Source organism: Orenia marismortui DSM 5156 (genome assembly GCF_000379025.1).
In the GTDB taxonomy this organism is placed as follows: Bacteria; Bacillota; Halanaerobiia; order Halobacteroidales; family Halobacteroidaceae; genus Orenia; species Orenia marismortui.
On sequence record NZ_KB900617.1, the window covers coordinates 1022005 to 1046748 of the forward strand.

Annotated in this window: 21 protein-coding genes and 1 pseudogene; all 22 read right to left on the bottom strand. The window is 28.5% G+C overall.

The window, feature by feature from the left end; translation table 11 throughout:
- Window positions 1–615, bottom strand: a pseudogene (locus OREMA_RS19175) (UDP-glucose 6-dehydrogenase); the annotation flags it as partial.
- A 179-nt stretch (window positions 616–794) separates the two neighbouring features.
- Window positions 795–2198, bottom strand: coding sequence for an undecaprenyl-phosphate glucose phosphotransferase (locus tag OREMA_RS0104555; RefSeq protein ID WP_018248097.1), 1404 nt, complete (start codon window positions 2196–2198; stop codon window positions 795–797).
- A gap of 59 nt (window positions 2199–2257) precedes the next feature.
- Window positions 2258–3349, bottom strand: a complete 1092-nt coding sequence (locus OREMA_RS0104560) for a glycosyltransferase family 4 protein (RefSeq protein WP_018248098.1) — start codon at window positions 3347–3349, stop codon at window positions 2258–2260.
- The gene (locus OREMA_RS0104565) at window positions 3350–3877 is read right to left on the bottom strand and encodes a hypothetical protein (protein WP_157279997.1); all 528 of its coding nucleotides are present in this window, start codon (window positions 3875–3877) and stop codon (window positions 3350–3352) included.
- A 16-nt stretch (window positions 3878–3893) separates the two neighbouring features.
- On the bottom strand, window positions 3894–4988 hold the full coding sequence (locus OREMA_RS0104570; protein WP_018248100.1) for a glycosyltransferase family 4 protein: 1095 nt from the start codon (window positions 4986–4988) through the stop codon (window positions 3894–3896).
- Window positions 4981–6120: a glycosyltransferase family 4 protein gene (locus OREMA_RS0104575; protein WP_018248101.1), complete on the bottom strand. Its 1140-nt coding sequence runs from the start codon at window positions 6118–6120 to the stop codon at window positions 4981–4983. Before OREMA_RS0104575 ends, OREMA_RS0104570 begins: the two co-directional genes overlap by 8 nt.
- An 8-nt stretch (window positions 6121–6128) precedes the next feature.
- Window positions 6129–7136 carry a glycosyltransferase family 2 protein gene (locus OREMA_RS0104580; protein WP_040657302.1) on the bottom strand — a complete coding sequence of 336 codons (1008 nt, stop codon included), beginning with the start codon at window positions 7134–7136 and terminating at the stop codon, window positions 6129–6131.
- A gap of 19 nt (window positions 7137–7155) precedes the next feature.
- The gene (locus tag OREMA_RS0104585) at window positions 7156–7800 is read right to left on the bottom strand and encodes a nitroreductase family protein (RefSeq protein WP_018248103.1); all 645 of its coding nucleotides are present in this window, start codon (window positions 7798–7800) and stop codon (window positions 7156–7158) included.
- A complete protein-coding gene (locus tag OREMA_RS0104590) occupies window positions 7801–8802 on the bottom strand; it encodes a lysylphosphatidylglycerol synthase transmembrane domain-containing protein (protein ID WP_018248104.1) in 1002 nt (333 codons plus the stop codon). It lies immediately after the preceding gene.
- Window positions 8803–8804: 2 nt separating this feature from the next.
- Window positions 8805–10427, bottom strand: coding sequence for a hypothetical protein (locus tag OREMA_RS0104595; protein WP_018248105.1), 1623 nt, complete (start codon window positions 10425–10427; stop codon window positions 8805–8807).
- A gap of 24 nt (window positions 10428–10451) precedes the next feature.
- Complete coding sequence (locus OREMA_RS0104600) at window positions 10452–11807, bottom strand: hypothetical protein (protein WP_018248106.1); 1356 nt, start codon at window positions 11805–11807, stop codon at window positions 10452–10454.
- Window positions 11800–13023, bottom strand: coding sequence for a hypothetical protein (locus OREMA_RS0104605; RefSeq protein ID WP_018248107.1), 1224 nt, complete (start codon window positions 13021–13023; stop codon window positions 11800–11802). The genes OREMA_RS0104600 and OREMA_RS0104605 overlap by 8 nt, the downstream gene beginning before the upstream one ends.
- A gap of 23 nt (window positions 13024–13046) precedes the next feature.
- On the bottom strand, window positions 13047–14390 hold the full coding sequence (locus OREMA_RS0104610) for a glycosyltransferase family 4 protein (protein WP_018248108.1): 1344 nt from the start codon (window positions 14388–14390) through the stop codon (window positions 13047–13049).
- Between the two features lie 11 nt (window positions 14391–14401).
- Entirely contained in the window at window positions 14402–15448 is a 1047-nt protein-coding gene (locus OREMA_RS0104615; RefSeq protein ID WP_018248109.1) for a glycosyltransferase family 4 protein, read from the bottom strand.
- A 6-nt stretch (window positions 15449–15454) separates the two neighbouring features.
- On the bottom strand, window positions 15455–17071 hold the full coding sequence (locus tag OREMA_RS17155) for a class I SAM-dependent methyltransferase (protein ID WP_018248110.1): 1617 nt from the start codon (window positions 17069–17071) through the stop codon (window positions 15455–15457).
- 173 nt (window positions 17072–17244) lie between these two features.
- The gene (locus OREMA_RS0104625) at window positions 17245–18516 is read right to left on the bottom strand and encodes an ABC transporter ATP-binding protein (protein WP_018248111.1); all 1272 of its coding nucleotides are present in this window, start codon (window positions 18514–18516) and stop codon (window positions 17245–17247) included.
- 1 nt (window position 18517) lies between these two features.
- Complete coding sequence (locus tag OREMA_RS0104630; RefSeq protein ID WP_040657303.1) at window positions 18518–19294, bottom strand: ABC transporter permease; 777 nt, start codon at window positions 19292–19294, stop codon at window positions 18518–18520.
- A 13-nt stretch (window positions 19295–19307) separates the two neighbouring features.
- Entirely contained in the window at window positions 19308–20249 is a 942-nt protein-coding gene (locus tag OREMA_RS0104635) for a GDP-mannose 4,6-dehydratase (RefSeq protein WP_018248113.1), read from the bottom strand.
- A 13-nt stretch (window positions 20250–20262) separates the two neighbouring features.
- Entirely contained in the window at window positions 20263–21324 is a 1062-nt protein-coding gene (gmd, locus tag OREMA_RS0104640) for a GDP-mannose 4,6-dehydratase (RefSeq protein WP_018248114.1), read from the bottom strand.
- A gap of 37 nt (window positions 21325–21361) precedes the next feature.
- Window positions 21362–22438: a mannose-1-phosphate guanylyltransferase gene (locus OREMA_RS0104645; protein WP_018248115.1), complete on the bottom strand. Its 1077-nt coding sequence runs from the start codon at window positions 22436–22438 to the stop codon at window positions 21362–21364.
- 140 nt (window positions 22439–22578) lie between these two features.
- Window positions 22579–23553 carry a UDP-glucose 4-epimerase GalE gene (galE, locus tag OREMA_RS0104650; protein ID WP_018248116.1) on the bottom strand — a complete coding sequence of 325 codons (975 nt, stop codon included), beginning with the start codon at window positions 23551–23553 and terminating at the stop codon, window positions 22579–22581.
- Window positions 23554–23621: 68 nt separating this feature from the next.
- Window positions 23622–24671, bottom strand: a complete 1050-nt coding sequence (locus OREMA_RS0104655; RefSeq protein ID WP_018248117.1) for a type I phosphomannose isomerase catalytic subunit — start codon at window positions 24669–24671, stop codon at window positions 23622–23624.
- Between the last annotated feature and the right edge of the window lie 73 nt (window positions 24672–24744).

Genomic DNA, 24744 nt, shown 5'->3' on the forward strand with positions numbered 1-24744 from the left:
TGCTAAATATGTATTAGCAAATAATTTGATAGCCTCTGCTTCTGTGGAATCAGTAAATAAGATATCAATATCCTCTTTAATAGCACCTTCAGCTAATATATCTGCAAATTTTTCGGCTCGCTCAGACTTTTCTCCCATTACTATTCGCGACGGATATAAGTTATCATATAAAGCCTTTCCTTCTCTTAAAAACTCTGGTGAAAAGATGATATTATCTGCATTATATTTTTCTTTAATAGCTTTGGTATATCCTACTGGTATTGTTGATTTGATTACCATAACGGCCTGAGGATTTATCTCTAATATATCTTCTATTACAGCTTCTACTGTACTTGTATTGAAATAATTTTTCTCTGTATCATAATCTGTTGGGGTAGCAATTACTATAAATTCTGCATCTGCATATGCCTCTTCTTTATCTAAGGTAGCTGTTAAATCTAAATCTCTTGTAGCTAGATATTCCTCTATCTCTTGATCAACAATAGGTGACCTTCTATTATTAATCATATCTACCTTCTCTTCTACTACATCTAAAGCCATTACTTCATTATTTTGAGCTAATAAAACTGCATTTGATAAGCCTACATAGCCTGTTCCTGCAACTGCAATTTTCATATTTCATTTCCTCCCTATATACTTATAAAATTTAGCAATAAACCAATAGTAAGCAATTAATAAAAATTACTATCAATACATCTCAACATTATAATTTTAAAATAAAGTCTTGTTAAAAATAGTAATTTATTAGTTTGATTTGTATATAAACTTCCATTCTCCTAATTTACAGTATAAAATTAATATGCATTTCTATTAATAAACCCTTTAAATATTGTAAAAAACAATATTTTAAAATCAAATAATATACTATAGTTCTCTACATAATAAATATCATATTTTATTCTTTCAGAAATTGATGTATCTCCACGCCATCCATTAACTTGAGCCCAACCAGTAATTCCAGGAGGTACTTGATGCTTTACCATATACTTAGGTATCTCTTCTTTAAATTTCTTCACAAAAAATGGCCTTTCAGGCCTAGGTCCTACTAAACTCATATCTCCTTTCAAAACGTTAAACAACTGAGGTAACTCATCTAAACTAGTCTTTCTTATAAAATCTCCAAACTTTGTCTTTCTAGGGTCATCCTCTGTTGTCCATTTTGTTGAAGATACCTCTTCTTTCTGTACATCCATTGATCTAAACTTATACATACAAAATTCTCTACCATTCTCTCCTACTCTATTTTGTTTAAATAAAACAGGGCCTGGAGAAGTTAACTTAATTGTTATGGAGATAAATAACATTACTGGAGAGAAGATTATAAGTGATAATATAGATATAATTAGATCTATCACTCTCTTAATTGATTTGTTAATATAATTATCTAAAGGTACATGGCGCATATGTATTAAATGTAATCCATCCACTTCATCAATATAAGGATCAGAAGATATATATTGACTATAACTAGGAACCACTTTAGATCTAACTCCACATTTCTCACAAATATCAATTATATTATTCAATTCATCATATTCATCTAAAGGAAGAGCAATAATTACTTCATCTATTATATTATTATCGAGATATTTATTTAAGTTATTAATATTTCCAATTACAGGTACACCATTTATTTGATAGCCATTATCTTTATCATTATCAAATATTCCTACTACATTATAACCCAAATATTTATTACTAAAAATTTTTATTATAAATTCTTCTGCTAAATCTCCAGATCCAATTACAATAATATGCTTTAGATTAAATCCTTTTTGTCTTAATTTTCTTAATATAAGTCTAAGAATCAGCCGCTCAATAAAGGTTGTTAAAATTGAAATAATAAAAAATAGGAATAATACAAATCGCGAATAATGTATCTGTTTGCTAATAAATAATATTGTCACTAGTAATGAAAGACCTATAAAGTTTGCTTTAACTATATTTCTAAACTCTTTAAATATAGTCTTAGTTCTATAAGGGGTGTATAGACTATAAACTTTATATAAAATTAAATATATAGGTACTATAAATATTAATGACATTAGATATGCTTGAAAAGGAAGATGGTTTCCCTCAACATTAAAGAAACCACTCTTAAATCTTGTTAATATAGCCAATACTAAAGAGAAAGCAATAATTATACCATCTATTAAGACTAATATACTATTTAATATTTTTTGGTTCTCTTTAATCATAATTCAACCCCTCTCTGCCTATACTAATCAACAAATTTAATCTTGCTATTTTCTATTCCTTAATATCCTTTATATGCTTCTTCAACTAAATTAATAATTTTTTCTTTAAATTCGTCTCTACTAAATTTAAGTGCATGATTTCTTATTGTCTCACTATCATAACTATCTATATCTTTTTCAAATTCCTTAACTGCAGCAAGGAGGGATTCAACCTTTGCTTGATAAAAAAACTTTCCTGTTTCGCCATCTATAATCGTCTCTAAGACCCCACCTTTACCATAAGCAATTACAGGTTTTCCACATGCCTGTGCCTCTACAGGAGTAATGCCAAAGTCCTCTTCTCCAGGAAAGATAAATGCTTTACACTTCCTATAATAATTTCTAACTTCTTGATCAGATACTCTACCTTTGAACTCTATATTATCTCTAGCAATATTCTTTAAATTATCAAATTCACTACCATCTCCAATAATCTTAAGTGGCAACCCTAACTGATTAAAAGCTTTAATTACAATATCTATACGTTTATAAGGAACCAATCTAGAAACAACAAGATAAAAATCCTCACTTTTATCATTAGGAGTATAAAAATCTGTATTTACAGGTGGATAAATCACTTTAGATTCTCTTCTATAATGCTTTTTTATTCTTTTAGCTACATTATTAGAATTAGCTATAAAATAATCTACTCTATCAGCAGACACCCTATCCCAGATTCTAATATAATTCATAATAATAGATATTATTCCTCTAAAAATAGGATTCTTATCTTTTCGATAAAAATGATACATATCCCAAGCATAACGCATTGGAGTATTACAATAACAAATGTGCACAGTATCTGTATTAGTTATTATCCCTTTGGCAACTGAAGTCGATGAGCTTATAACAAGATCATATTCTGAAAAATCAAATTGTTCAACTGCTAAAGGCATTAAAGGCAGTAATTTCTGATAGTTAGTTTTACTAAAGGGGATTTTTTGAAGAAAGGAAGTTCTAATATCCATTTCTTTAAATTCGTCATCCATCTTATCTTCATTATATACCAAAGTATAGATAGGAGCAGTAGGGAATAAGCTATGTAAATAACTAATAACCCTTTCTGCTCCTCCCATATTAGTCAGCCAATCATGTACAATTGCTACTTTCATCTATTCCACCTCTAATTTTAGAAGAGTAGTTGTGGATCCTTTTGCTCCAAACCATGTAACTCCTCTATGAACCATATCAAATTCTAAATAATAAATTCCTGCTTTATCAGGAACTTGAACGATAGCATCTAAATTTAATACTTCTCCTGATTTTACTGTTTTGACAATAGGAGTTCTTAAACCATCATATAAAATTACCTCTTTTTTTTCATTGAGTATATGATAAGAAAGATTAATACTACTTTTTTTATTCTGAATCCAAGTCATAGCACTCTTATTCTTAACATCTAAAGCAATTTTGATCTTTTTCCCGGGCTTTGCTGTTACAGCAGTTTTATCTATCATAATGCTTGCATCATATTGCTTTAATTCTGTTTTATTATTTATATGATTAGTATTATTTTGATCTATACTATTATCTTTAGCATCTTGTAATTTCTTAGACTGCAAATTAGCATTTAGAATCATTAATCCAATAATTAAAATAGGCACTACTCCAAATACTAAAATTTTCTTAAATTTATCCATCTTTACACCCCAATTATTATAATATCTTATCATAAACTTCTAGAATATTCTTTATTGACTTCTCCCAAGTAAACTTTTTACTCCTTTTAACCCCTAATAAACTTAACTTTTCTCTTAATTTTTTTTGATCAAGCAAATCATAGATACCTTGTGCAATTGAATCCACTCTTTTAGGATCAACATAAATACCACTATCTCCAACAACCTCAGGTAAAGATGAGGAATTAGATACTACTACTGGTGTCCCACAACTCATAGCTTCTAATGGTGGTAAACCAAATCCTTCATATAAAGAAGGGTACACAAAAACCTTAGCTCCACTATATAAGGCTACTTTCTCTTTCTCGGGTAAATAACCTAAAAATAATACTTGCTTGTCCAAACCTAATTCTTCTACCTTCTTAAAAATGTCTTCATATAACCAACCCTTTTTCCCTACAATAACTAATTTTTCTTTAATACCTTGCTTTAATAAATTGTGATATGCTTCTAATAATCTTAATAAATTCTTTCTAGGTTCTATTGTACCCACATAAAGAATATAATCTTGATTAATACCATATTTTCGTTTTACTGCTTCTAGCTTTCTAATATCTTCAATTTTATTATAAGAAGGACTGCCAGGATAAATCACTTTAACCTTCGATTCATTAATATTAAACCTAGATAATATCTCTTTTTTCGTATTCTTAGAATCAGCAATAACTTTATTAGACCTTTTGATACTAATTGGAGCAAGAATTTGCTTTATCCTTCTACTCCCATAATTAAAAGTTTCCGGATACTTATAGAAAGATAAATCATGGATAGTTACTATAAAAGGAGTATTAATTGCTATAATAGGTGAACTATAATCTATAAAATGAATTAAATCATAATTTTTATAATTTCTTCTTAAAGGTATTTGTTCATATAAGATTCTATGATATCGATTACTACATTGTTTTATCTGAATATCTATATTATTAGACTCAATTTTCTTTTGTACTAATGATGAAATATCATATTTTAAATCTAACCTGTCAAGACTATTAATTAAATTGTAGCCATAATTTCCTATACCAGAGCTCTTCTCACTAACTAATAAAGCATTAATTAATATTTTATTCATATCCTCCTGCTTCCTTATATACTGTTAATAATTTTTCTGCTGATTTTTGCCATGAAAATTTTGCACTCTGCTTTAAACCCTGCTCTGTCATTCTTAACTGCAATTTTTTATCTTCTAAGATTTGTTTTATAACATTAGAAATATCATTGATATCATAGGGGTCAACTAATAAAGCAGCCTCACCTACTACTTCTGGTAAAGAAGATATATTTGAAGTAATTACAGGAGTAGCAGAAGCCATTGCCTCTAAAACTGGCATCCCAAAGCCTTCATATAAGGATGGGAAAATAAATAACTTGCTCATCTTATAAATTGCAGGTTTATCTATTTCATTAACATAACCAGTAAAAACTACCTTATCCTCTAAGGAATATTCTTTTACTTTATCAAATATTTCCTGATACATCCATCCCTTTTTACCTGCTAATACTAAAGAAATATCACCCTTTGCTTGTTGTTGATATTTTGCATAAGCATCAATTATTCTCCCTATATTTTTGCGAGGCTCTAGTGTCCCTAAATAAAGAATGAAATTTTTCGGTATATTATACTTTTCTCTAAGTTCCTTTGCTTTTCCTACTTTTAATTCGCTGGAATATAATTCATAATCAATTCCAGGATAAATTATTTCAATTTTTTCTTCATCAATAGCTAAATACTTCATTATATCTTTTTTAGCACTTTTAGAAATCGTAATAATCTTATCTGCTCTATTTATAGATCTCTGTAGTCCTTTTTCTAACCATCTGTAATTTTTTTTAGTCATAGTCTCTGGAAAAAGCTTATATACCATATCATAAATTGTAACTATAACCTTCCCCCTAATCTTAGGAGGAATGATATAATTGAAAAAATGAAAGATATCAGCTTTACTATTAACTATATAATTATATGATACAGGTAGATGGTTCCAAATTCTTCTATATAAACTATAAGGTAGTGTTTTATTGATTTTGACATCAAAATCTAAAGTTGATATCGACTTGTGAATATTATTTCTACCTAAAAAGTTAAAGGCATAGCCCTCAAATTCTAGTTCATTATCTGCTAAATTCTCTATTATATTCTGAGTGTACCAGCCAACTCCTGTTTTATTCTTTAGTGTAGACTGTATATCTAATCCTATTTTCATTTTATCACCTATAGCTTTTCTTTATTAACTGCAACTTCCTTCAAATATAATTGTTCTTCTAATTCTTTATTATTTATTTTGTCATATTCCATTCTTTTTAATCTATATAATAATTCATCATTTATTTTTCTATTAGCTGCTATAGCATCTGCTAAAAGTCCAAAAACTCCTAATTGAAAGCCAGCAGTTATTAAGATAGAGGCTAGAATTAGAGATTGAATATGTCCGTCACCTTGACCATTAAATAAAAAGTATAAATATCTAATACCAAGTAAAGATCCACTTCCAAAGGCAAGTGAACCTAAAATCAAGAAGACTTTTAATGGTCTAAACATCGAATAGGTTCTAATAATAGTAGTAGCTGATCGCTTTATGTAACCCCACATACTCTTAAAAAGACGAGATTCTCTCAATTTTTCATTGGTTCCTATCTTAACATTCTTGATTGCTGTCTTCTTTCTTCCCGCTTGGATTATTGTTTCTAGAGTATAGGTATATTTCGATAACACATTAAGATTCATAGCTGCATCTCTACTATAAGCTCTAAAACCACTAGTAGTATCTGTGACATTACTATTTGAGGCTAATCTAACAACCCAGCTACCTAACTTCTGTAGTTTCTTCTTAAGAAATGAGAAATGTTCAATACTATCTGTCTGTCTATCTCCAACAACTATTTCTGACTTGCCACTTAGAATAGGTTGTACCAACTTTTCAATATCTTGTCCTTGGTATTGGTTATCACCATCTGTATTAACAATAATATCTGCACCTAACCTAAGACAAGCATCTATCCCAGCCATAAAACCCTTAGCCAAACCTCGATTATTAGGAAAACTCACTATATGATCTATCCCTAGTTCTTTTGCTACTTCCACTGTTTTATCATGACTACCATCATTAATAATTAGATACTCTATCTCATCTATGCCATCAATTTTTTTCGGTAAATCTTGAAATGTTACTGGTAAAGTCTTTTCTTCATTATAGCATGGTATTTGAATGATTAACTTCAATATAATTCTCCCTTCTGTATTAATTGTCAAATTTCTTTTCAAACTTCAAAACAATCTTCTTCAAAAGTTTCTTTTTAGGCAACTTAAAGTAAATTTTTCTAGCAATTCTTTTTAATCTTAATTTAATATTGAATCTGCTAGGAATTTCTTCATCAAAATCAAAACTATTATAACTTACTATCTCTCTAGCTTCTTTCTTCCTCTTCATTTTTCTGGGATCCTTATCATAATGACCTAAAGAAATAAGAGCAATTGGATCATAATTGAAAGGGATATCTAGTAGTTTTCTTAGAAATGATTTAGTCGGCAGATGACATATCCAACAAGCTCCTATTCCCATTGAATATGCCTTTAATAGCATATTCTGAATTGAAGCTGATGCACTTTGAATATAATCCATATATTCTAAATTATCAATTTGATTATCATATAAGACTAAAATAGCAGTATCAATTTTTTTTAAAAAAGTTGCTGCACCTTTATCTAAGATTTTATTAAAAATTTTTTTGTTATTTATTACAATAAATTTAAAAGATTGCCTGTTACAAGCCGTTGGTGCCCAATTGGCTGCTTCAATTAACTTTAAAATTTCTTCCTTTGTTATAGGATTATCATTATATACTCTTATACTTCTTCTGTTTTTAATAGCTTCATCCAATTTCATTTATAATCCCCTCTCTTTCTTAATTATTATATTCTTTCTTAATAACAATATAATAATAGATATACTACCAAAAATTAATATTGAACTAAATGTAAATAAATTAACACCAAATCCCGTCATTATAGCAATATTTTTTGGATAGCCCATCATCATAAAACCTAAAGTCCATCCTGCCTCCATAGTACCAAAATTACCCAAGCCACTAACTGGTAAAATTGAGGTTAAATTAGAAAAAGTAGCTCCTAAAATTACTTTTGACAAATTAATATTATATCCGAAGTCTATAATTAAAAAATAGAAAATAATATAAAAACAACTCCAAACCCCTATAGAATAAGTAAACATTTTCATAATATTCTTTATACTATTTGCCTTTTTATTTAATTTATAGACATTTTCTATATTTGATAAAATTCTTTCTTTAGAGATGAATTTTTCAATAAAATTAGGTAGCCCCTTATTCTGCAACAAATTATATATTATATTTATAATTTTGGGAAATAATAATAATATTGTTAACAACAACCCTAAGATCAATAAATAAATATATACATTTATTGATGAGCTTAAAATAATTAGACTGAAAATTATAAAAATAGATACTGTTGATAAGAGATCATATAACCTAACATATAGAATTGCAAAAGTACTTTCACTAACATCTATATCATGCATATTTTTCATTAAATAAATATAAGAAAGCTCTCCTAACCTTAAAGGCATTGCTCTGTTAAAAAATCCATGGACTAATAGAATATTTATTAATCGAAAAAATCCTATTTTTTTAGAAAGCAAAACTTTGAACCTTAATGTCCTAAAAACATAGATTAATAAATAAAAAGATAAACCTAAAACTATTGTAGACAAACGTACCTTTTTTAATAATTCTATAAAATCTTTCATTTGAATTTGTCTAAGTAAAACGAATATTAATAAGCTAGATACTAATAATTGCAATAAAACCTTTATAATTTTTTTCTTATTAAAACTTATATTTGACATTCTTACACCTCGGATATTTTATCTATACTTTTGATAACTTGTTTATCCTTAATATCAAACTCTTGTTTAACAATAAGTTGTTTTAAATTATTAACTTTTACTCGTCCAGAATTATTCATTAAATCAGTTTCTTTATAAAATTTACCTGAAGCAACATGTCTTAAGGAAAAGTTGCTAGCCGATTTTAATTCTTTTATAACCCTTTCACTTTTAATTATATCTTCAATAATTATAACCTCTTCCTGTAACTCTATAGTTCTTTTAAAATTAACATCTATATTATTATCAACAAATATTAACTTATTCTTTAGCATTCCAATTATTGAATTTCCAAAAAGTAATGAAGCACATCGTAAAATAAAATGCTTTAATGGAGATGAAACCTGACCCTTTATGAGATTGAATTGTCCACTAATTTCAAGTTTGTTATTATCTACTTTAATTTTATAATTCTCATCTAACCAGTTAGTTGTCGCTATTTTATTCTCAGATTTAATAATTCTATAACCAAAATCCGAAAACACTTCTTCTTGCTTATCAAAAACCTTTATTGTGCCACCTTTATTAAGTCCTACTACAGCATAATAATTATCATTTTTTAAAGTAAAAAGTCTAGAATCCCTAAAATATTTTCTATGTTTCTCTTCACAAGGTAGAGAAATATCATTTTTTATTTGACTATTATTGTTCTTAGCTAGAGCTCTTAAGAAAGAGTGTAATACATAATGGCTAAAATATCTGTCATCTATTGAATTTTGGAAATAATTATTTTGACCTATATTCTTATAAATATGATTTCTAATAGCAATTGCACTTTTGTTATCTAGATTAGATAAGACCTCTAATCCATTAGGAAGAAAATAAACTGTATTACGTGAGCCATATTCCCCGCCAATTGTTCCATCTGGATGACAAAAATAAGAAAGAAACTCAGGTACTTTCCTTAAAGGCTCTAAAACTTTATCATCTTTACTTTGCCAATAGTATTCAGCTAACATATCTAAAGCAACACTTAAATAACCAAAATCCGCCCCACCATACTCTGGAAACCATCCTTCTTCAGATTGTAAGCTTACTATCCTATCTAGTTTTTTATTTAATCCTTCTAATACCCATTCCTCTTTAGCAATTGTATAATAAGAATATAAAGCAGCTATAGAGGCAATCTCCTGATTAAAAGCCTTCTCTTCTATAGTTTTGGATAAATATCTAGCTGTTTTCCTCATAGATGCAATTAAATTATTGTCTTCTAATTTTAAAATTTTATATGTTTCTGCTGTTGAAAACAGACTAAAAGCTGTTGGGGGAAAACCATGTTCATTAGGATAATATTCATTAAAAGATCCATCTCTAAGCTGGATTTTTTTCCAAAACTCCAAAGTACCAACTGCCCATTTGTAAAAGTTATCATTTTGATAATATTTATTTCCTTCAAAGTCTAAACTATAAATCAGAGCAAGAGTCAAACCACTTTGTTGTAATATAGCAGAAGAAAAATCTCTTATCTTTAAATGCCAATAGTTCCTATCACAGCAACCAAAAGTTGGGGAATCTTCATCGCGATCAATTTGTGTTAAAACTTTAGGTACGTTTTCAAGAATAAATTTAATATACTTTTCCTTCAATATAATCCCTCCATCAAATAAAAATTATTTCTCCTCAATCTTTATCCAATCTAGCTGTATTCCTAACTCTCTATTATCTTTTGAACCATAATTATTTGGCTTCCAAGTATTAGTTTTTATTATTAACACTTGTTGCTTATCTTTATTTAAAATACTCTTGGATACATCTACCTCTCTTTCTAAGACACCAGATTTCTTAATAAAATCATCAATTAACTTATCATTCAAATAGATTTCTACATTAGCTGGATTGTCTTTTGGCCTTTCTCCTAAAGTCCTTATAATTAGCTTTATATCTTTAGCTGTATCATAATAATCTAACTTTACTGAAGACACTTCTTTAGTCCACCTTAAACGTTTATTCTCTTGTCCATACATATGATTAATATATATTTTATCATTGTTCCCAATATCATAATAAGTCGTAGCCTTAGATTTTAATCTACTTATTTCATCAGTATTAAATTTATATATATAATAATGTTTATTTACTTGATGAGTTGATATAGGATAAATTATACTCCACGGATGACGACTTGATATATATCTTACCTTTTTATTATATTGTCTTGCATTTAATAAATTATCTGTAATTAGATATACTGTTTTTAAGTTTAGCTCTTTAGAATATAATTCTAATTTGTTTTTAATAATCTTTAAATTGTCCTTACTCTTTTTTCCTAGATAAATAACATCCAAATCATCCAAATAACGCAAAGATTGGACTAATAATCTCTTAGAAAATATATCACTCGCAAGAAAAGTTATAGATCCATCTGGAATTTCATTAGTTATCTCTTGTGCCATACCAAATCCATTTTGAAAAACAGGTTTTTTATATAGAAAATAATCATAAGTTAAATTAAAACTAAATATTATAATTAACACAAGTAAAATTATTAACTTAGATTTGATTTTAGATAAGATAATTATGGATAATATAACTATTAGCGGAACTAATATAAAGAGAAAATATCTTGAGGCATAATAATTACTAGGAGTATCTATTCTCATAAAAGTATATATTGACAATACAAATAAAAAAGAATAACTTAAATATGTCCCTTTACCTTTATCTAATATTATTTTAGGTTTAACAATAAAAAAATAAAATATCATAGGGACTAATAATAATGAAGTTGCCATCATGATACTCACAATATTTAAATGTAATAAAGAATATAAACCTTTATCAACATATAATCTTCTTAGACTCCAATTACTAAAAGCATTATTTTGCGAAGGCATCATAGAATTAGTCCAGCCCAACTGATATCCTTTATATATAGTAAACCCTACTATGGTAGCTATCCATACTCTTATAATCTTAGATGTATATTTATAATCTAATATCACACTATTGATTAAATTCTTAATCATGATTTAATTCTCCTTTATAATTATATTTTTGAAAAAATCCAATTAGTGAAAATATTAGGCCAACCCCTCCCAAAAATGTTACCGTTAAAATACCAAACTGAAGACTTTTTTCTCCATAGAATCTAGCAAAATTCATATTATAAATATCTAAAAAATATCTTTTACTAACATAATAACCATAAGGAATACTAATTAAAAACCCTGAAAAAGAAGTTATCAAAAAAATAAAATAATGATGTATTCTCTTCTGATAAATAAAAACTAATCCTAACAATAAGATAGGCAAATACATAAAAGTAGATATATGAGTTAAGGAAAAAACTGTTATAATCAATCCTGCTATAATCATATTATGATAATTGTTTTGTGTAATAGCATAAAAACAATACATTACTAAAAATAATAAGAACAATTCAGAAGTGGGATATTTAGCAAAATGTATTACTAAAGGAGATGTTCCTAATAATATAACTCCCATAAAAGAATATAACTTACTAATACCAATTTTAATCAGGCTATAATATAATAAAAATACTAAAAGCACATAAAAAACAACTAGAATATAATGCTGGTTATCCTGTCCAAATATACTACTAAAAACAGACATCATAATAGGCCATACAGGATAAAATTGATAATAATAACTCAATTCCCCTTCAGAATTAGATTCTAAATATATCCCTGGCAAATAACTACCATTCTTCGTATTTGGATTAAAATATAATAAATTATCTTTATCATATATTTTTTTTAATTCATCAGAAAGGTTTTCTCTAACTTCTAATTTAGAAATCAACTTTCCATTCTTTTCTAAATTCATCGCACTTACAGAATATACTCCTGCATCTCCAGTCAACTGGATAAACTCATATCTACCTCCAACAAATATTATCATTGTTATTACAAATCCTAAAACTAATAAGGAGCCTAGAGATAATTTGAAGAGATTAATATTTTTGACTTTATTCTTATATTCGAAAAACAAGTAATAGATTGTATAGATAATTATTAAAAAACTTGAAACAGCTAATACTATTACCGAACTATAGGATCTAAATAATAGAAAAACTACTGACACAAGACTTATGATAACAAGATATAAACTCATTGAACTAACTAGAATTTCAATAAAATCTTTATCTTCTTTTTTTATTAGTTGAATAACTACTAAACTAATAATTCCTGTTAAACACAAAATATACGCTAGTAAATTCATTAACATCCTCCTCATATTATCTTTTATACTAAACCAGAAATAACCTCAGCAATACTTAATAATGTCTCTTCATTCTTCTCATCAATCCCTATCTCATACAATTTATTACCAACTGATTGATATATATCTACATAGGCATCAACATTCCCCTTATACACTTTTCCTAACTCTATATCTTTTAATAAATCAACATATAATTGAGCAGAACTTTCTATTCTGTGATTTTCTTTTACATATTCATAAGCATTATTACTCATTTTTTTCAATTTATTTTTATCATTTATCATTTCTTTGATAGCATTATATATATCCTCTTCTTCATTAGCTCCATAACTAACTTTAAGAGTACAATTATCAGGATATTCTGAAAAAGTACCTATATCAGTTACAATTGCAGGTTTACCCATACCTAATATCCTCACTAGGCTTGCCGATGTCTCTCCTTGAGTTGGATATCTTAAATTTATACAGAAATCTGAAAGTTTAATATAATCTTTAAATTCGTCTAACTCTACAAAGCCAATTATTTTAACATATCTCTCAATGTTATTTTCCTTTATGTATTTTGAAATATTATATCCTTCAGCTTCTCTTCCTACTAATAGATAAAGAAAATCATTAAATTCCTTCTTTAAATTTTTAACTACACTTATAACTTTATCGATTCTTTTCTCTTTGCTTATAAATCCAAAAGATGAAAATATCATTTTATCCTTTGATAATTTATACTTATTCCTGAGCTTATCTTTTTCTGCTTTAGGTATAAATTCAACATCTGGAGTAGGCATAGGAATATATTTTATAGGAACTTTACTATTAGTTTGCTTGACTAAATCTCTAATATACTTTGAATGTACTATTATAGCTTTTGCATTATCCATTAATCTTTTATTAAGAGGGTATTCAAATGTATTCCCAGTTTCCCAAATAGGCCTAATCTTCCCTTGAAACATGTCATCTACTAGTTTTTTCCCTTTTTCTCCATAATTATATCTCATTTCTTCGATATATTCTTCGTTTTTATTTTTAGCTGCAGTCATTTCTACTATTAAGTGATGAATTGCATAGTCATGTAGTATCACTATCCCTGGATGTTCTAATGCTATTTTATAAATTTTTTCATGAAATTTTGCATTATTTCCTATATTATAAATAACATGATCATAATCTTCATACTTATTTTCACTCACAAAATCATTTATTTTATATATATTAAAATTATTCTTTATAAACTCATTATTAGGCTTAAAATCATCAACATACAAGTCTAAATCCATCTTATCCGATAACTTAGGAAGCAACTCCTCACTATAATCAGAGATCCCAGACTTCTGAGGAGATAACGGACTAAAATAAGCTACTTTCATATAACATCCCCCTAATATTCTTTAGTAAGTTGTTCTATTACATTATCCCAATATATTTCTTCTACCTTTTTATAAGCATTTTGACCAAATTTTCTGCATTTATTTCTATTATTGTATAAATAGTCAACTTTCTCTGCTATCTTTTTAGGATCATTTTCTACTACATATCCTGTTTTTCCATCTTCTACAAATTCAAGCACTCCACCTGAATCTACTGTAGTAATTACAGGTTTTTTGCTTTTAAAGGCTTCTATTGTAATAAAACCATAGTCCTCATCTTTGGGTGAAAAGAACACTGAAAAACAATTAGCATACAAATTCAGAAGTTCCTCATCTGATACAAACCCTTTAAAAACAACTTTATTCTTTAACCCTAATTTCTTAGCTAGTTTTTTATATTCATTTTCATGAGGACCTTTCCCAGCAATTAGTAATTTGGCATCTGTTTTTGTATATTTCATAGCTTCAATTATTAGATTAATTCTTTTTATACTATCTAATCTGCTTGCAATAAATATATAATCATCATAATCTTCAGTATAATATTCTTCCTCATGTTTAGTAGGAGGATATAACGCCGTACTTTCAATATCATTATATTTTTTCAGCCTACCAGAAACTGTCTTAGATATAGTAAAGACCTTTTTAGCTTCTGTTATAGTATTATTATCAATATTTTTCACTTGATTAATATAAGCTAAATCTTCTGGCGTGTTTTTAAATTCTGAATATTCACCACCAAGCAAATCATACATTTGTCTATGCTGATGAAATAACCATAAAACTTTATCTGGGTGATTCACAACATAATTTGGATACTTTGTACAAATTACTCTATCTATTTTCTTTCCGTTACTCTCTGTTATATCAGTCATACGCCAAACTAAAGCACTATCAATTAATTGCTGCTTAGGATACCATTTAAAAGGTATATTTATAATAACTGATTCAAAACCTCTTTTTAATAGTTGCTTATGTAGTTCATCAACTAAAATTTCCGCTCCTCCCCTAACATAAGGGACTTGTGAAGAACATATAGCTATTGTCTTTACACTCATTTTCTATTACACCACCTCTAATTTTTTTGCCACTATAGCATAATCTCTATAATTAAATAATAGATTATTCAATTTATCCCAATTACTATTTAACTTTTCAAGATTATCATTTTTCAAATATTCATCATGGATAGTTAATAATTTATTCTCTTCCGGAATTGCTGATGCTCCTTGAACTTCCATAACCTCTAAGCTATATCTTTCTATTAGATACTTCAAAGTAGCAGGATGAACTGGTTTTACATGTGTTGGATCTATATAAAAAGCATTAGCATATATATATATACTCTGTGGATTAGGAGTTTCAGCAATAAAAATTCCATTTTCTGTGAGCTTCTTATCAATCAATTCGATAACCTTAAGTAAATAATTCAAATCTAAATGTTCAACAACTTGCCCCATAAATACACCATCTAAACTACCATCCTCTACTTGCTCTAAATACTCTATAGCATCACTTCTAACTACATCTAAGCCTTTATTCTGACAGTGTTCTACCATTTGTTTATTAATATCAATTCCCTTAGAATTAACATTACCCTTTTGAAGGAGCTCTAGAAATTCTCCTCTCCCACATCCAATATCTAGAACATTACTTTTTTCTCTAAAGTAATTAAAATACTTTTTCATTCTGTTTTTTATTAACTCTTCGCTACCTCGAAATTTATTTTCAAATTCTAAATAATCAAAATCAATAGCTTCACTTTTATCTTGTGTTTCATTATTAATATTAGTAATATTTTTTTCTATTTCTTTTATTGTATTCTCTCTATCATTTGATTTTTTGGCTAAGTTCTCTATTCTTTCATATATTTCTTCTTTGGAGCTATTTACTTTTATTTCTATTTCATTTATTATCTCTTTTATTGTATTCTCTCTATCATTTGATTTTTTAGTTAGGTTCTCTATTCTTTCATATACTTCTTCTTTGGAGCTATTTACTTTCATCTCTATTTCATTTATTATTTCTTTTATTGTATTCTCTCTATCATTTGATTTTTTAGTTAAGTTCTCTATTCTTTCATATACTCTTTCTTCCATATTATTAATCTCTGCTTCTACTTCATATATTTTTTCTCTTGAATTAACTATCTCTAACTCTAAGTCATTTATTCCTTCTTTTAAATCATTTATTTCTATTTTTGTTTGGTCAATTTCAGATCTAAATTTGTTTTCTCTAGATCTTATTTCTTCGATGCTTTGAGTAAGACAATTGATTTGACCTTTTAACATATTGATTTCATTATAATTAGAATTAATATTTGGAATAATACCTTTTGTAAATTTATACAATTCATTCAAGGTTCTTGTAACAGACCCATTAAAAGATTTCTGTTGTCCAACTATAGGATTAATATACCAAGACAATAATTTTCTAATTATTTTTTTTGAAAATACTATAAATTTACCGATAATCTTCCTATGTGAAGTTATATCTTGTTGAGAATTAACATCCCAATTATTATTATTTTGATCTATATTTGATTCAAGTTGTTGGAGTTTAAAATTCAACAAATCTTTATTCTCTTTAGTATTTAAATCAGATTCCTGATCTTTAATACTAATAATTTCGTTCTCTATATAATCCTTTATCTTTAAAACCTTACTTTTATTTTGTTTCATAAATTTCTCTCCTAAGTTAATAGTATTGTCAAAAATTTGAATATAATATTCAATAACACAAAAATCATAACATAGGCAATTGCTTATAGCTATCATATCCTTTAGTTACATTAACTATAATAATTTCTTACAATATAATCTTATAATCATTTTGATACTGCTAGATACTATATTTAATCTATAATATTCCAATGATGTTTCAATCTAAAAACTCCTACATCCTTGTTTTTAGAATAAACTTCAAAACTTAAGATTTTTCTAATATAATCATAAGGTAATCCATCCTCATCATGAACTGCCAAATCTAATGTATATTTCCCCTCTAAAAGGTTTAACTCTTTTAATACACATTCAACTTCTCCACTATCACTTATAGATATATTCTGAATTTTATCTATATGGGTATTAGTGCTGTAACAATTGAGCCCATCATCTCTGAATATACCTATTCCAAATACAGGACTTTGTATTTCTTTATTATGTCTAATGTATTCAAACCTTATATTAACCTTCTCTCCAGATTTAAATATACTTGCTACTTCATTCTTTTCATTAGTTAATCTAGGATTTAGTATTTCAACAAATTTATTTCCCCAACGATCATCTTTCTCTTTGTTTTGCTGATTACTATCTTGTTTTTGATCATCTTCTTCCTGCTCATCATTATTATTGCTTGCTTTAGTTCCTTGATTCTTTCCCTCTTTTTTCTTGTTTCTCTTCTGCCCCATAAAATCTAAATATTCTGCATCTACATCATAAGGTATACCAATTGACTTTATAATTCCTTTATCTATCCACACAGATTTATCACAAAGCCTTTCTATAGAACCTAAATCATGAGATACAATTATAATTGTTGTTCCTTTATTCTTTAATTCTTGCATTTTATTAAAACATTTTGCTTGAAAACTAGCATCCCCTACAGCAAGTATCTCATCAACTAATAATATATCTGCTTCAACATTGATAGCTACTGAAAAAGCTAACCTCATATACATCCCAGAAGAATAAGTTCTCACCGGATTATCTATAGATTCTTCTAGTTCGGAGAAAGAAATTATATCGTCTATTCTATCATCAATTTCTTTTCTCGTAAGGCCAAATATAGAAGCATTAGTATATATATTCTCCCTACCTGTCATATCAGGGTGAAAGCCAGCACCTAATTCTAATAGACTTGATACCTTACCTTTCACTATGATTTCACCCTTATTAGGATAAATAATCCTAGTTAATAATTTAAGTAAAGTACTCTTGCCAGAACCATTCTCCCCTATTAAACCAACTGTCTCACCTTTTTTGATCTTTAGATTAATATCCTTTAAAACCCATTTATCTTCATATTTATTTCTATTTCTGAAAAGAATTTTTTCTTTTAAAGTACTTCCTTTATCATAATAAATTCTATATTTTTTTGATACATCTTTTACTTCTATTACATTCATATTATATTTCCTCCGCAAATCTTTTCTGTAATATTTGAAATAAACTATAACCAAAAATAACCATTAAAATACCTGTTAAGCCACTTATTCCTAACATTATAAAATCAGGAGTACGACCATAATATAGAATATCTTTAAAAGATACTATAATAGGAGCTAATGGATTCAAAAAGAAATATCCAAAATATTCTTCCGGAATCATTTCTAATGGGTATATAATCGGGGTAAAATAAAACCATCCCGCCATAATTGAATTTAAAATATGCTCTAAGTCTCTAAAATAAACATTCAATGCTGATACCATTAAAGAAAAACCTAATACAATTAAATATTCTACTATAATTAATAATGGTAAGTATATGACAACGAATTCTATTTCAATTCCCGAAATTATAATACCTATAAATACAATAATAAAACTAAGACATAAATTTATAAGTCCAGAAGTAACTACTGAAAGCGGAAGAATTGCCCTAGGGAAATATATCTTCTTAACTAAATTTTCATTACTAATTATAGTACCCGCACTTACTAGTAAAGAGTTAGAAAAGAAAATCCAAGGAATTAAACCTACAAACAAAAATATAGAAAAGTTATCTATATTAATCTTCATTACAGTTGTAAAAACTACTGAATATACAATAAGTTGAATCAAAGGATTTATAAAAGTCCATAAAAATCCTAATATCGAGCCTTTATATCTTGTTTTTAAATCTTTTTTTACTAAATTTTTTAACATTTCTCTATATCTATATATTTCCTTAATACCTTCTATCATATATATCCCTCTTCTAAATATTTTCTCTCCAATAATTGAGAACATCTTCTAATGTCTCTTCTATTGTATAATTTGCTTTCCACTCAGTTAATTTAACAAGCTTAGAATTGTCACATTCAACTATTGGTACATCTGATGGCCTCATTCTACTTGGATCAGTCTTAATTTCTATCTCCACATCTGCCAAAGATAATAAAGTATCTAGGATATATTGAATTGCATAACTATTCCCAGAACCAACATTATACAATTCTCCTTGTATTCCTTCTTTCAAAAGCAAGTAATATGCTTTAACAATATCTCTAACATCAGTAAAGTCACGTTTAGCATCTAAATTACCTACCATTAATACAGGATCAATTATACCTTGCTCAATTTCAGCAATTCTCTTAGCAAAATCAGAAGCTACAAAAGTAGGTCTCTGCTTCGGTCCAATATGATTAAAGGCCCTAACCATAATAATATCTAAATTATAAGCTCGAGCATATACTTCTCCAATTTTAGTTTGGGCTATCTTACTTACTGCATAAGGATTCCCAGGCCTTAAATCTTGAGCCTCATTTACGGGTATGTCTTCACTTTTTATAAAACCATACTCTTCACTTGATCCCACTAATAATACCCTTGGATCTAAGTCTAATTCTCTAATACCTTCTAAAAGATTAATAGTCCCATTAACATTTACACCCATAGTTAACTGCGGATTCTCCCAGGAAATGCTGGCAGAACTTTGAGCAGCTAAATGAATTATATAATCAGGATTCACCTCTTCTAAAATAGAGCCAACTCGTTCCTTATTGCTAATGTCCATTTGCAACAATTTCAGTTCATTAGCAAATTCATTCTTATCTATCCTATCTAAATAAGTACCATAAACCTCTATATTGTTAAGAAGGAGATACTTAACTAAGTATCTCCCTACAAATCCATCTATCCCAGTAATTAACGCTTTCAAAATATCACCTCAGTTATTCTTTAGTTGCAGCTGCTTCTTCCATATAAGTATTGAAAGCCACTTCTTTTTCTACTCTCTTCAAATCTGCTTTTACCATTCTTTTTACTAATTCTTCAAAAGATATTTCCCTTTCCCAGTTTAATTTTTTCTCAGCTTTTTTTGGACTTCCTAATAATACATCAACCTCTGCTGGTCTAAAGAACTTAGGATTAACTGCTACAACTACTTTACCAGTTGCTTTATCTATTCCTTCTTCCTCTACACCTTCGCCTCTCCATTCTATATCAATTCCAACATGCTTAAATGCCAACTCAACAAATTCTCTCACTTTGTGAGTTTCTCCAGTAGCAACCACATAATCATCTGCTTCATCTTGTTGTAACATTAGCCACATTGCCTTAACATAATCTTTAGCATGTCCCCAATCTCTTCTAGCATCCATATTACCCAATTCTAATCTATCCTGAACTCCTAGCTTAATTCTTGCTACTGCATCAGTAATCTTTCTAGTAACAAACTCCTTACCTCTTCTTTCAGACTCATGATTAAATAATATACCTGAACAACCAAATATCTGATAACTTTCTCTATAATTTTTTGTTATCCAATGTCCATATAATTTTGCAACTCCATATGGACTCCTTGGATAGAAAGGTGTATCTTCTGTTTGAGGCATCTCTTGCACAAGCCCATACATTTCACTAGTAGAAGCCTGATAAAATTTAGCTTCAGGCTTAACTGTCCTAATTGCTTCTAACATATTAGTAACACCTAAAGCATCTATCTCTGCTGTAGCCAATGGTTGCTCCCAAGAAGTTCCTACAAAAGATTGGGCAGCTAAATTATATACCTCATCTGCCTGTGAAATCTTCATTGCATTTATTAGTGAAATCAAATCAGTCATATCACCATAAATAAACTCTATATCATTCTTTAAATGTTCTACATTCCCATAACTCACTTTACTCTTTCTTCTCATTAAACCATACACTTCATATCCTTTTTCCAAAAGAAGTTCTGCTAAATATGAACCATCTTGTCCATTTACTCCTGTTATAAGCGCCTTTTTTTTCATAATTACCTCCTGTTTTTTTATCTATAATATTGAAATTTTATAAACACTTGTCCAAACCGTTACTAGCTAATAAATTTCTAATCTTTTTCACTTCTTGAGCCCTTTTCTTATCACAGATTAATATTGCATCCTCAGTATCAACAATTACTACATCATCCAAACCAACAGTAGTTATTATCTTACCATTACCGTGGACAATGGTATTTTTAGTATCGATTCCAATGTGATGACCAGAAATAACATTACCATGCTTATCCTGCTTTCTAACCCTTTCTAAAGAAGGCCAGCTACCAATATCATCCCAACCAAAATCACCTGGTACTACATAGATATTTTCAGACTTCTCCATTATACCATAATCTATAGAAATACTATCAAACTTTTCAAATTCTTCTTGTAATACTTCAGATTCATTCTTAGTACCTAGGGCTTGATCTATCTTTTTTAAACCATCATATAATTTAGGCATATGCTTTTTAAACTTATTCAAAATAGTAGAAACTTTCCAAATAAACATTCCACTATTCCAAAGATAAGTTCCAAGTTCTAAAAACTCACAAGCTGTTTCTTTATTAGGCTTCTCTGTAAAGGCTTTTACTTCAAAAACCTCATGATCCTCTACCGCATCATATTTATCTTTATAATTAATATATCCATATCCAGTCTCGGGATGAGTTGGTTCAATTCCTAAAGTAACTAAGTTTTCTCCCTTTTGGGCAATTTTAACAGCAACCTCTATCGTCTCAATAAACCTATCTTCATCAAGAATCAAATGATCTGCTGGCAATACTACCATTACTGCTTCTGGATCCTTTTTAGCCATATGTAAGGCTGCTAAACCAATACAAGCCGCTGTATTCTTACGCATCGGCTCTGTTGTTATATTCTCTAGAGGAACCTCTGGTAACTGCTCATTCATCTCTTTAACATACTCTTCATTAGTAGCAATAAAAATATTATCATGATCAGTCAATTTACTAATCCTATCTACAGTATGTTGAATCATACTTCTATTTTTATCTACCAAATTCAAAAACTGTTTTGGCCGATGCTTACGGCTTAATGGCCAAAATCTACTTCCTACTCCCCCAGCCATAATTAATGGTGTTATCATATAAAACTCCCCCTAAATATATATTTATTATTTAAACACTATATGAAATTTACATTTAACAAGATTAAAGTATAAATATAGATTATGTCTTAGTTATTTATATAATTATCTTCTCTTTATTTATTAATTAAAAGCTCAATCTAATTATGTTTATGCCAATTCCATGCTGTTCTTATGATATCATTTAAAGTATACTTAGGTTCCCACTTTAAAACTTGCTTAACTTTAGAACTATCAGCAATTAATATAGCAGGATCGCCATCTCTTCTTTCACCTTCTACAACCTTAAAATCAACTCCTGTTATTTCCTTAGCCTGGTTTATAATCTCCTTAACAGAATAACCTTTACCTGATCCTAAATTAAAAGTTTCTGAACCTCCTCCCCCAAATAGTCTCTCTAAACCTTTAATATGAGCATCAGCTAAGTCATTGACATGAACAAAATCTCTAATGCAAGTTCCGTCTTTAGTATTATAATCAATACCAAATATATATATATCATCTCTTTCTCCTAATGCTGTCTGTAATATTAGTGGAATTAGATGAGTCTCAGGATTATGTTTCTCGCCTATCCTTCCACTATCATCAGCACCAGAAGCATTAAAATACCTAAAACAAGTATATCTTAAACCATAAGCTTGATCATAATCTTTTAAAATTTTTTCTATCATCAATTTAGATCGACCATAAGGATTAATTGGAGCTTTAGTATGAGTTTCTTTAATTGGAATTTCTTCTGGTTCACCATAAACAGCTGCTGTTGAAGAGAAAATAAGGTTTTTAACGTCATATTCTAACATTATATCTAATAAATTAATTGCGTTAGTTACATTATTGCGATAATATTTAGCAGGATCTTTAATCGATTCTCCTACTTGAATAAAAGCGGCAAAGTGCATTACAGCATCTATCTGATATTTATTAAAGACCTCTCTTAATCTATCCTTATCAGCCAAATCACCTTCTTCAAAATTATCAACTGTAACTAAGTCTCGATAGCCTGTAGATAAATTATCATAAACAATTACATTATAGCCTCTTTGATCTAGCAATTTAACCTGATGAGAACCTATATATCCTGCACCACCAATTACTAATATAGTCTTTGGTCTCAATTAAATCAACCTTTCTCCTACCAACCTATAAGTAGTAAGTTAAAATCACCTCAAGTTCTTTATATAAATTACTGTAACCCCTCAATCATATTAATATCTTTTTCACTATATCCTTGCTCTATTAGTTCAGCTTTTAATTCTTCGGGATTCCTAATATAAGACTTTATTAATTTGCACTCACCTTTTATTTTATATTCTCCTAATTCAGCAGGTAATAATACAGTTTCTCCAGCTTTTAAGTCAAATTCACCACCATCATATAGCAACTTGGCCTCTCCTGCTAGTCCCATTATAATATAAAAACGACTTCCATCAGTTTTATCTCTATAATTGTTGATAATATCTATTGTTTCTGTAGTAAAATAAGGACAAGACACTAAAATTCTTCTAATATAACCATCTTCTCTAATTTCTAGCCCTGTAACTTTCTCTCTAGGACTTCTTCCAAAGTTAATAACATCTAGAGCAGATTCAATATGCAGATCACGAGGTTTACCATCTTTACCTAATCTATTCCAATCATAAACTCTATAGGTGGTATCAGAATTCTGCTGTATTTCAGCCAGCACTATCCCTTCCTCAATTGCATGAACAGTACCAGTAGGAATATACAATACATCTCCTGCTTTTACAGTTATTTCAATCAAGTTATCTTCTAGCCTTCCCTCTTTTATAGCGGCTGCAAACTCTTCTTTTTCTATTTCCGGTTTAACACCATAAATCAATTTAGCATCCTCTTTAGCATCAATAATATACCACATCTCTGTTTTCCCAAGCTCTCCATTTTCATACTTATTAGCATACTCATCATCTGGATGCACCTGTACAGATAATTTAGCATTAGCATCTAGAATTTTCACTAATAAGGGAAACTTATCATAGTATTCTTCCTTTGCATAGCTTCCTAGAACCCTATCTCCCTCTTCTTTTATTGCTTCCATTAATGTCTGTCCGGCAAATCTACCATTAGTAATTATACTCGTCCCATTCTGATGAGCTGCAATTTCCCAACTTTCTCCAATGGAATCAGATGGTAAATCACGCCCAAAGTTATTAGATAACGCTACCCCACCCCAGATTTTTTCTTTATAAATCGGTTTAAATTTTAAAGGATACATCTAATCTTCCTTTCTTCTATATTATATATAAATATAAGGGTTTAAATTTCTAATTATAAAAATATAACTAATT

Bases quoted from the DNA above. Each gene is read 5' to 3' on its own strand.
- OREMA_RS0104555 (WP_018248097.1), bottom strand. From the start codon at position 2,198: ATGATTAAAGAGAACCAAAAAATATTAAATAGTATATTAGTCTTAATA.
- OREMA_RS0104560 (WP_018248098.1), bottom strand. From the start codon at position 3,349: ATGAAAGTAGCAATTGTACATGATTGGCTGACTAATATGGGAGGAGCA.
- OREMA_RS0104565 (WP_157279997.1), bottom strand. From the start codon at position 3,877: ATGGATAAATTTAAGAAAATTTTAGTATTTGGAGTAGTGCCTATTTTA.
- OREMA_RS0104570 (WP_018248100.1), bottom strand. From the start codon at position 4,988: ATGAATAAAATATTAATTAATGCTTTATTAGTTAGTGAGAAGAGCTCT.
- OREMA_RS0104575 (WP_018248101.1), bottom strand. From the start codon at position 6,120: ATGAAAATAGGATTAGATATACAGTCTACACTAAAGAATAAAACAGGA.
- OREMA_RS0104585 (WP_018248103.1), bottom strand. From the start codon at position 7,800: ATGAAATTGGATGAAGCTATTAAAAACAGAAGAAGTATAAGAGTATAT.
- OREMA_RS0104590 (WP_018248104.1), bottom strand. From the start codon at position 8,802: ATGTCAAATATAAGTTTTAATAAGAAAAAAATTATAAAGGTTTTATTG.
- OREMA_RS0104600 (WP_018248106.1), bottom strand. From the start codon at position 11,807: ATGATTAAGAATTTAATCAATAGTGTGATATTAGATTATAAATATACA.
- OREMA_RS0104605 (WP_018248107.1), bottom strand. From the start codon at position 13,023: ATGAATTTACTAGCGTATATTTTGTGTTTAACAGGAATTATTAGTTTA.
- OREMA_RS0104610 (WP_018248108.1), bottom strand. From the start codon at position 14,390: ATGAAAGTAGCTTATTTTAGTCCGTTATCTCCTCAGAAGTCTGGGATC.
- OREMA_RS0104615 (WP_018248109.1), bottom strand. From the start codon at position 15,448: ATGAGTGTAAAGACAATAGCTATATGTTCTTCACAAGTCCCTTATGTT.
- OREMA_RS17155 (WP_018248110.1), bottom strand. From the start codon at position 17,071: ATGAAACAAAATAAAAGTAAGGTTTTAAAGATAAAGGATTATATAGAG.
- OREMA_RS0104625 (WP_018248111.1), bottom strand. From the start codon at position 18,516: ATGAATGTAATAGAAGTAAAAGATGTATCAAAAAAATATAGAATTTAT.
- OREMA_RS0104630 (WP_040657303.1), bottom strand. From the start codon at position 19,294: ATGATAGAAGGTATTAAGGAAATATATAGATATAGAGAAATGTTAAAA.
- gmd (WP_018248114.1), bottom strand. From the start codon at position 21,324: ATGAAAAAAAAGGCGCTTATAACAGGAGTAAATGGACAAGATGGTTCA.
- OREMA_RS0104645 (WP_018248115.1), bottom strand. From the start codon at position 22,438: ATGATAACACCATTAATTATGGCTGGGGGAGTAGGAAGTAGATTTTGG.
- OREMA_RS0104655 (WP_018248117.1), bottom strand. From the start codon at position 24,671: ATGTATCCTTTAAAATTTAAACCGATTTATAAAGAAAAAATCTGGGGT.